Source organism: Natrinema pallidum DSM 3751 (assembly GCF_000337615.1).
Taxonomy (GTDB): domain Archaea; phylum Halobacteriota; class Halobacteria; order Halobacteriales; family Natrialbaceae; genus Natrinema; species Natrinema pallidum.
This window is the reverse complement of the sequence record NZ_AOII01000023.1, coordinates 1-8,927: the sequence shown is the minus strand read 5'-3', so window position 1 is coordinate 8,927 and position 8,927 is coordinate 1. Positions and strand designations below refer to the sequence as shown.

11 protein-coding genes are annotated in these 8,927 nt (G+C 65.7%); 7 read left to right on the top strand and 4 right to left on the bottom strand.

The window, feature by feature from the left end; all coding sequences use genetic code 11:
* Nucleotides 1–643: 643 nt before the first annotated feature.
* Nucleotides 644–1,825 (top strand): beta-propeller fold lactonase family protein, encoded by a 1,182-nt coding sequence (locus C487_RS02810; protein WP_006184160.1) that lies wholly within the window; start codon nucleotides 644–646, stop codon nucleotides 1,823–1,825.
* 24 nt (nucleotides 1,826–1,849) lie between these two features.
* Here C487_RS02810 and C487_RS02805 read toward each other — a convergent pair whose 3' ends face one another.
* Nucleotides 1,850–2,479, bottom strand: coding sequence for a metal-dependent hydrolase (locus tag C487_RS02805; RefSeq protein ID WP_006184159.1), 630 nt, complete (start codon nucleotides 2,477–2,479; stop codon nucleotides 1,850–1,852).
* 246 nt (nucleotides 2,480–2,725) lie between these two features.
* Between C487_RS02805 and C487_RS02800 the strand changes: the two genes are divergently transcribed.
* The 6 genes from C487_RS02800 to C487_RS02775 all read left to right on the top strand — a co-directional run bounded on the left by C487_RS02800 (nucleotide 2,726) and on the right by C487_RS02775 (nucleotide 7,061).
* Entirely contained in the window at nucleotides 2,726–3,814 is a 1,089-nt protein-coding gene (locus C487_RS02800) for an ABC transporter ATP-binding protein (protein WP_006184158.1), read from the top strand.
* Entirely contained in the window at nucleotides 3,811–4,653 is an 843-nt protein-coding gene (locus tag C487_RS02795; protein WP_006184157.1) for an ABC transporter permease, read from the top strand. Before C487_RS02800 ends, C487_RS02795 begins: the two co-directional genes overlap by 4 nt.
* 70 nt (nucleotides 4,654–4,723) lie before the next feature.
* Nucleotides 4,724–4,945, top strand: coding sequence for a hypothetical protein (locus tag C487_RS02790; RefSeq protein WP_006184156.1), 222 nt, complete (start codon nucleotides 4,724–4,726; stop codon nucleotides 4,943–4,945).
* A gap of 43 nt (nucleotides 4,946–4,988) precedes the next feature.
* A complete protein-coding gene (gene hisD, locus C487_RS02785) occupies nucleotides 4,989–6,287 on the top strand; it encodes a histidinol dehydrogenase (RefSeq protein ID WP_006184155.1) in 1,299 nt (432 codons plus the stop codon).
* A gap of 84 nt (nucleotides 6,288–6,371) precedes the next feature.
* A complete protein-coding gene (locus tag C487_RS02780; RefSeq protein ID WP_006184154.1) occupies nucleotides 6,372–6,581 on the top strand; it encodes a hypothetical protein in 210 nt (69 codons plus the stop codon).
* A gap of 105 nt (nucleotides 6,582–6,686) precedes the next feature.
* Nucleotides 6,687–7,061, top strand: a complete 375-nt coding sequence (locus C487_RS02775) for a HesB/IscA family protein (RefSeq protein ID WP_006184153.1) — start codon at nucleotides 6,687–6,689, stop codon at nucleotides 7,059–7,061.
* A 145-nt stretch (nucleotides 7,062–7,206) separates the two neighbouring features.
* Here the strand turns inward: C487_RS02775 and C487_RS02770 are convergent, their stop codons facing one another.
* From C487_RS02770 to C487_RS02760, 3 genes are all read right to left on the bottom strand, one after another.
* Entirely contained in the window at nucleotides 7,207–7,407 is a 201-nt protein-coding gene (locus tag C487_RS02770; RefSeq protein WP_006180927.1) for a dodecin, read from the bottom strand.
* An 85-nt stretch (nucleotides 7,408–7,492) separates the two neighbouring features.
* Nucleotides 7,493–8,152 carry a hypothetical protein gene (locus C487_RS02765; RefSeq protein ID WP_006184152.1) on the bottom strand — a complete coding sequence of 220 codons (660 nt, stop codon included), beginning with the start codon at nucleotides 8,150–8,152 and terminating at the stop codon, nucleotides 7,493–7,495.
* Nucleotides 8,145–8,762, bottom strand: coding sequence for a hypothetical protein (locus C487_RS02760; protein WP_006184151.1), 618 nt, complete (start codon nucleotides 8,760–8,762; stop codon nucleotides 8,145–8,147). Before C487_RS02760 ends, C487_RS02765 begins: the two co-directional genes overlap by 8 nt.
* Between the last annotated feature and the right edge of the window lie 165 nt (nucleotides 8,763–8,927).

Below are 8,927 nucleotides of genomic sequence, written 5' to 3'. Positions count from 1 at the left end.
CTCGTACATATAAGGGCATCGGATCGCGTCCTCGCCGGAATCCGCACCCGGCGGGGACTTCCGCGTACTCCGGACGACGAGTCCCTATCATATAAGGGCGTCGTATCGGAACGCCGTCGGTCGGCGTCAGTCGCGTCAAGTCCGAGTGCCTCGAGATGGACGGTAGCGGAGCGGTCCGCTGCCGTCGCGAGGGCGGATATGATGCCTACCTCCGTGCCGGGTCGCGGCCGGAGGGAACGTGGCGGCGTGCGCCACGTCGTTCGCATTAGTGTCGGATGCCCGGGCAACACATAAGGCCGTCGTCTCGGGCGTTCATTGCTCTGTGTTGGGCATTCACGGGGAAGGGATAGTCACTGCCGGAAGACTACGGGCGGCCGGTAGACGGGAGATCCGTGCTTGTCGGGCCGAACGTGCCGATCAAGGGCGGAACCGACGCGTCTCCCTCGATGATCGTTCGAGTACTCTCGCTCACCGATGGCGCACGGTCACTTTTGACACTGGCCGTCGGACGAACGGTATGGACGGGAGCCCAAGGAACGATGGACACGGTCGTGACACGGACTCGAGTCCGGGCCCGACGGACCCGTTTTCCGACGGTGTTGGTCGGCGGCGACTACTCGAGTCGTCTGCGGCTGTGGGTGCGATGGTCCCCGTAACGGGCTGTTTCTCTCAGGGGAGTACCGAGGGCGTGCCGACGGTGTTCGTGTTCAACAACGGCGATCGAACGGTGAGCGTTATCGATGCCGAGACGGACGAACGCCTCGCGAACGCCTTCATCGATACGACGGCATCGTTTCCCGCCAACCAGTACGGAACGAGCCTCGACTCGACGTACGACGGGCTCTGGCTCAACGTCAACGGGGGCGTTCGCGCGGTCGATCAACACACGCTCGAGGGGATCGAACGCGTCGAGACGGGGTATGAACCGAACTATCCGAACCTGACGCCGGACGAAAAGCACCTCATAGTCGCTTCGGGCGGGACGACGACGCTCGATCCCGAGCCGGACGAGCAGGAGACGCACGCGATCGTCCGGATCAATGCCGATCGCGGGAGCGACGAGTTTGGGGAGGTAACCGGCAAGGTCGAGACCGAGTACACGGGCCCCTGTGATACGACCCTCGGGCCCGACGGGAAGTACGCTTTCGTCCCGGAGATCGCGAACGAGACGGTGGCGATCCTCACCGTCGATCCGTTCGAAATCGTCGAGCGGGTCGATGTCGGCGAGCCCGCCGGAGACGGGAAGGTCCTGCCGTTCATGGGAACGGCCTCGTTCGATGGGGAGACCCTGCTCGTCGAGAACGGCGAGGGCGAACTCGGAACCGCTCCGGCGATCCCGCGCGAGGGGTCGGAAAGCATCTGGGATATTTCGGACCCGACGACGCCAGTCGAACGCGAGCGCATCACGCGCGACGACGGCCTGCCGGCGGCCCCGATTACGAGCGAGATCGGCCCCGACGGGGAGATAGCGTACCTCTTCACCCCGGACGCGGAACGTGTGACGGTGATCGACTGCGAGGCAGGGACGGTCGAGGGCGACCTCGCCATCGGCGGGCGGTCGATCTCGGGCGCGTGGGGCCCCGCTCGCGAAAAGCTATATGTTCCGGTGCAGACGGCAAACCACGTTGCAGTAATCGATCACGCCGAGCGAGCAGTCGCGACGACCGTCGACGCGGGAGCGTCACCGACGGGGGCGGTCGCCGGGGCTATCCGTCCGGACACGGATACGAGCCAGCGAGTCCGCGGCTCGCTCGCTGCGCTCGGCATCGATATCGGAGAGCAGGAGAGGGCTAACTGCCCGAACGGGCACTGTTACTGCGGCTGAGTATCGATGGAGCGGAGCCCAGGACTATCGTTGCTCCGGATCGGTCCGGCTCGAGGGGGTATCCCGCCCCAGAAGCGTTGCGATCGCTCGGCCGGTCGCTCGGAGACACTCCCGGAGGACGGGAGCGCCATCGAGAAGCCAGACGAGCGCCGTGAGCGCGGCGAGTCCGAGCTGTATCCAGAGGTACGTCGAGAGATCGCCGGCGAGGACGGTATTCGCGTAGCGGCCGGCCAGCGTGACGAACACGTCGAGGACGTCGGACCCGGGCGGCCGGCCCTCAGCCGGTGCGATGGGCCAGAGGGTGATTTCGATGAGGAAGGTATCCTGTCGGAAGAACGCATCCATGATATCGGCGAACGGATGTGACAGGTAGCCGAGCCCGAACGCGAGGCCGACGAGCGGCCGATCGGCCGCCCGTGCGACCGTGCCGGCGACGATCGCCACCGGCACTGCGAAGAAGATCGAGTGGCCGAGGCCGTAGCCGACATCGAAGACGCCGTACGTCCACGCGAGGGGTTTGTCGATCAGGTCCGGGAGAACCGACGCGACGACGACGGCGAAGGCGTCGAGTCCGCCGGGGGAATCGCGGACGGCGACATGACAGAGGAGCGAGTACGAGAGATAAGCGACGATCGCGTGTTCCCACGGCCACATATGACCGTGGTACGGTGACTGCGAAATAGTTATGCAGCGCTTGTCGGCGCTGACTGTGTGCCGACAGGCCGTTCTCGAGAGCGGGCCGAAAATATCGTCAGTGAACGGCCACCTCGAGGACGCGGTGAAGTACGGGCGGCGTAACGCGGGCGACCGGCGAGCGGTTCCGGTCGAGCGGCCGGCGGGCCGAGCGGCGACGTGCAGTTCGACTCACACGTATTTCCCTGTAGTCGTCCTAGCACGACCGTGACCGACTACGCTATCGAGGCCCGCGACGTGGCGGTGACATACGCGGACGGAACGCGAGCGGTTCGCGGCGTCAATCTCCTCGTAGAGCGCGGGGAGTTCTTCGGCTTTCTCGGACCCAACGGCGCGGGCAAGACGACCATGATCAAAACGCTGGTGACGCTATTGCGGCCGACCGACGGGTCGGTGACGGTAAACGGGTTCGACACCGTCGCGGAGCCACGGAGCGTGCGCGCGACGGTCGGATACATGGCCCAGGAGACGAGTATCGATCCGGAGCTGACGGCCCGCGAGAACCTCCGCTTCGCCTGTGATGCTTACGGCGTGGCACGCTCTCGGCGGAACGACCGAATCGCCGACCTGCTCGAGCTCGTCGAACTCACCGACGTTGCGGACAAGGTCGCCGATGACTTCTCCGGCGGGATGAAAAAGCGCCTCGATGCGGCGACGGCGCTCGTTCACCGGCCGCCGCTCGTCTTCCTCGATGAGCCGACAACCGGACTCGACCCGGCGGCACGAAACCGCCTCTGGGCGTACTTCCGGCGGATCAACAAGGAAGGAACGACCGTTTTTCTGACGACGCAGTATCTCGAGGAGGCCGACCAGCTGTGCGATCGGCTGTCGGTCATCCAGAACGGGGGCGTCGTCGCGGAGGGCACGCCGGAGGAGCTGAAACGGTGGGTCGGCGGCGAGATTCTCGCCGTCGAACTGGCGGACGCCGACGAGGGCGATCAGGCGGTTTCGATCGCACGCGAGGAGGGGCTGTTCGCGGACGGAGCGGTGATCGAGCCCAGCGAGTCCGGCGTGACGGTGACCGCGCGTGACGCGCGGGCGCGTGGAACGGATTTGCTGGTCGCCCTTCGCGACGCCGGGATCGGCGTCGTGGGGTTCGACGTTCGGGCACCGACGCTCGACGATGTCTTCCTCGCCGTGACCGGAGAACCGGACGGGAACGCGTCGGGAACTGAAACCGAACAGGAGCCGACGGACGATGTCCGCTCCGGGCCGGTCGATGCCGGCGGCCATGACTCGAGCGGCCGATCGACGAACGGGACCGACGAGCGGACGGGGAGCGGGGTGGACCGATGAGCGCACCGTACGTCGACCGCCACGGCGGGCACTTCGCGCGCGACGTGTGGGTCACGTTCGTCCGTTGGACGATCAAGTCGGTCCGGAACCCGTTCGTACTGGTCGTCTCGCTCGTCCAGCCGATCATCTTCCTCGTCCTGTTCACGCAGGTGTTCGGCGGCGTCGCGACGAGCGCGCTCGCGGGGATCAGTTACGAGACGTACCTCGTGCCGGCGATCGTGATTCAGGTCGCGCTGGTGGCGGCCGCGACGTCGGGAATCGGGCTGGTCAACGACATCGAAAACGGCATGTTCGAGAAGACGCTGGTGAGTCCGATGAACCGCAGCGCCATCTTCCTGGGCAAGACGGTGGCCGAGATCGTCCGCATCGTCGTTCAGGTTACGATCGTGCTCGTCCTGGGCGTATTGCTCGGTGCCGAGATCGCGACCGGGGTGGTCGGCGCGGTCGCGATCGTCGGTATTTGCGTCCTGTTCTCGATCTGGTTTACCGCGTTCTCGAACGTCCTCGCCGTGGTGACCCGCGACGAGGAATCGACGATCATCGGGGCGAACCTGCTCCAGTTACCCTTGCTGTTCGTCTCGAGTGCGTTCCTCCCGCTGCCGGCGCTGCCGGAGTGGATTCGGACGGTCGCGACGTTCAACCCGATTACGTACGGTGTCGACGCTGCCCGTGCGGTGATGCTCGGCGAGGATACCATGACAGTCATCGAAATCACGCGGTTCGATGGGATGTGGAACACGCTCGTCCCCGCGCTGGCCGTCCTGTCGGGACTTGCCCTGGCCTTCGGGTCAGTGGCCGTCTACGCGATCGGCCGTGCGGCGAGCGCCGACGTGCGGTGAGGTGGCCAGTGGCCCGCGGTCGGCGGAACGGAACCGATGTCATTTAGCGACCGTGTGCGTAGGAGAGCATATGGACCGGTCGGGATTCGTCAAACTCGCGCTCGTCGCGTTCGGACTCGTGATCGTGAGTTTCTTCGTGCGCGGCATCAGTCGGCTCGTGCTCGGCGCGGCGGTGGCCGAGTTGCTGCAGGCACCGCTTGCCGTCGTGGGGTTTGGGCTCCTCGTCTACCTCTTCGTCAGGGCGACGCTCGACGCCGTCGGGATCTGGGCCGTCGAGGACTCCGAGACGTGATCGGAAGGAAACCGTTTTTCGACCGCTCCACGAACGCTGCGGTATGACAATCGACGTGCAGACGGTCGCCGATCTCGGGCCGGACGACCGCGCGGCCTTCTTCGATCGCGACGCCGGTATCGAGTCGGTCAGGGGAGACGTTCGGGAGATCGTCGAACGCGTTCGCACGGAGGGTGACGTCGCGGTCCGCGAGTACACCAGCGAGTTCGACGACGTCGAGGTCGGCAACCTCGAGATCACCGACGACTGCGAACGCGCGTACGACGAAATCGACGACGGGATGCGGGACGCGATCGAGCGGGCCGCGACGAACGTCCGCGAGTTCCACGAGGCACAACGGCCCGAGGATTGGCGGCGGGAGTTCAGCGAGGGGCGCACGCTGGGTCGGCGCTTTCGACCGATAGAGCGCGTCGGCGTCTACGTTCCCGGCGGCTCGGCGGCCTACCCCTCGAGTGCGATCATGGGTATCGTGCCGGCGGTGGTCGCCGGCGTCGATCACGTCTCCGTGGTCACGCCGCCGGCGGACGACCTGCACCCGGTAACGTTGGCGGCGATCCACGCGGCGGGCGCGGACGCGGTCTACTGCGTCGGCGGCGCGCAGGCGATCGCGGGACTGGCCTACGGGACGGAAACGATCACCCGCGTCCAGAAGGTCGTCGGGCCCGGAAACAAGTGGGTGACCGCGGCCAAGGCCGAGGTACGGGGTGACGTCGAGATCGACTTCCTCGCCGGACCGAGCGAAGTGGTCGTCGTGGCCGACGAGAGCGCGGACCCGGAACTCGTCGCCGCGGAACTCGTCGCACAGGCCGAGCACGATCCCAACGCCTCGGTCGTGGCCGTCACCGACGACGCCGAGACCGCCGACGCGGTGGCCGCAGCCGTCGACGAGCAGGCCGACGCGCGCGAACGAGAGGCGGTGATTCGGGACGCACTCGGAAACGATGCGAGCGGCGTCCTCCGTGCGCGATCGATGAGCGAAGCGATCCTCTTCGCCGAGGAGTACGCACCCGAGCACCTCTCGATCATCGCCGAGGACGACGAATCGCTCCTCGAGCGCATCGATAGCGCCGGCAGCGTCTTTCTCGGTCCGAACACCCCCGTCGCGGCGGGTGATTACGCTAGCGGCACCAACCACGTCCTGCCGACCAACGGCGGCGCGCGCGTGACCGGCGGGCTCGCAGTCGAGACGTTCCTGCGGTCGACGACGGTCCAGCGGCTCTCCGAGACGGGCCTCGCCGACATGGGCGAGACGATCACCACGCTCGCGACGGCCGAGGGACTCGAGGCCCACGCCGAGAGCGTTCGGAGTCGACTCGAGGACGAGACGAGCGACGACGAATAACCATTGGAACCGGAGATAGGACGGTCTCAGCAGACGGAGTTGCGGACCGGTTTTACATATCTGGAGGCCGGAGTAGGGATCGAGATGGAACCGCGTGTCGATCCGATGGACGGGCGCGTCCTCGAGCGCAACTACGACTACGCACAGCGGAACGTGCGGCTCCTCTCGATGTGGTACGACTGCGACCCGGAGCGGATGCTCGAACTGTTGGCGGAACACGACATCGAACTCTCGCGCAACGACGAGCGAGAGTTCGGGACGTGCTATCGATCGCTCCAGCGTGCGAACTGGTAGCCGAGTCGCGATCGGCCGATCGAGGCCGCGGGTAACCGGATTCGGCTAGTTCGGGAGGCCGAGAATGGCGTCACAGTTAACATCGTTGCGCCGGAATGGAGTGGTATGAGCACGGACAGTATGGACGGCGGGGAGGCGGACACGCGCCCGACGATCGAAGTGACCGAAGACGCGGCCGAACAGGCGCTGTCCCTCCTCGAGGGCGAGGACCTCGACGTGACGGAAGCCGGCCTTCGGCTGTTCGTCCAACAGGGTGGCTGTGCCGGTCTCTCCTACGGCATGCGGTTCGACGACGCGCCGGACGAGGACGACACGATCTACGAGCATCACGATCTGCGCGTGTTCGTCGATCCGGCGAGCCTGAAGTACATCGAGGGGAGCGTCCTCGACTACGAGGACGGGTTACAGGCCGAAGGGTTCCACGTGGACAATCCAAACGTCGTCAGCGAGTGTGGCTGCGGCGAATCGTTCCGGACGTAACTGCAACCGGTCACAGCCGATCCCGTACCGACTTCGCGTTCTGCCGATTTGGGTCGCGACCGACGGCTGACGGACAGGAGCCATCGATCGGACCGACGAGAAGGAGCGATCGAGAGCGGCGGGCGAGAACCACCGCGCCGGCCGACTACTCCTCGAGTTCGAACGCGACGGTAACCTCGGCCTGGTACTCCCGGTCGTCCGCGCTGGCGACTTCGACGCCGAGTTCGTCGACCTCGATCCACTGTACGTTCTGCAGGGTCGCTTCCGCGCGGTCGATGGCGTCGTCGGCCGCGGCGTCGAAGCTTTCCGGACTGGTGCCGATGAGCGTTATCTTCTTGAAGACCATGGCCTGCGCGGCTACGCTGCGTAGTAACGTAAAACACGGCGTCCGTTCAGGTGTGAATCGACGCCGTCGACGTCGATATTGCGGTTCAGTCGTCCCGTGCGTCGAGTCGATCGCGGATCGCGCCGGTGACGTCCGCGAGGTAGGCACCGCCCCACAGGGCGACGATCAGACCGCCGATCGAGTTGAAGACGAAGTCGAGCATCGTATCGGCGAGGCCATACTGTGTGAGCACGGCCCTGATCCCCAGTGCCTGCGCCGACAGCGCGATGGCGAACTCGAGGATCTCCCAGAGGACGCCGAACGCAAGGACGAAAAGCAGAATGAACACCGCGACGAACCGCTGTGGGAAGTGGATGCCGTCGGCGTGCTCGTGGAGCGCACGGACGGTCGCGTATCCCGCGCCGGCGACGAGCGACGCCGAGAGCGCGTGGGTCATGTGGTCCCACCACCAGACTTGACTGTAGAGCGTTTTGGTAGCACCCGGGAGTCCGACGGTCCCGAACGCGTGGAGGAAGACCGCAGTGGTGATCCAGAGCGTGAGTCGCGGGTCCATCGGGATCTCGTAGTCGCGCTCGAGGAGCGGCGGGAGTTGGGTGACGGCGAGTGCGACGGCCGTGTTCAGGACGATGCCGCCGTTGCCGCGTTCGATCCCGACGAACAGCATGCCGATCAACCCGATCTCCATGAGATAGGTAAGTCGCCGCTGTTGCTTTTGGGACGGCAGCAATCCGGAGATGTTACGCATCGGTGCCCTCCACCGGGGACGCTTCCTCGCCGGTCCCGTACTGCTCGAGGCGGCCGAGCCGCCTGAAATACAGTTCGAAAACGATGCCGGCACCGAGACCGGTGGCCGCGGAATAGACGAACTCCCACATCACGGCGTCGTGATCGCTCGGGAACGGCACGCCGAGCAGTCCGGAAACGCTCCAGCGAAAGAGCGCCCACAGGGCGGCAGCGGCCATCGTCGTCACGGCGACGAAGATGACGGCGAAGCCGGGTGTCATCCGCACGGTGGTAAAGGCCTGCAGTTCGACGGCGATGACGAGTGCGATCGCGGCGACCGAGAGGTACGACGCGAAGTTCCCCGTCAGCCGGTCCGCCTCGAGAACCATCCCGAGCACGGGCAACGCCGCGAGCAAGAGTACTTCCCAGGGGAGCATGACGAACGGGGACCGAACGGCAAGCGGCGGCAACAACGCCAATACGACGAGCATCACCGCGAAGGTCGTCCAGAGGAGACCACCCGTCACGAACTCACCGAGACCGATGAGCGCGATCGCGACGACCAGCAGCCACGCGACCACCGCGTTGGAGCGGTCGTCAGCGATCAGTTTCGTGAGTGGGGTCCGAGACACAGTAGCCCGTACTAACTGCCCTCAGAAAAGCGTACGGAGTCTCGAACCGCTGAGACCCCCTTACGACGGTACCGCAACCACATAGACGACGACGTACGCGCCAAGAGCGACGGTCACGGCAGTCAGCGCGGTGAGTGTGATCTCTGTCTCTTATACACATCTCTG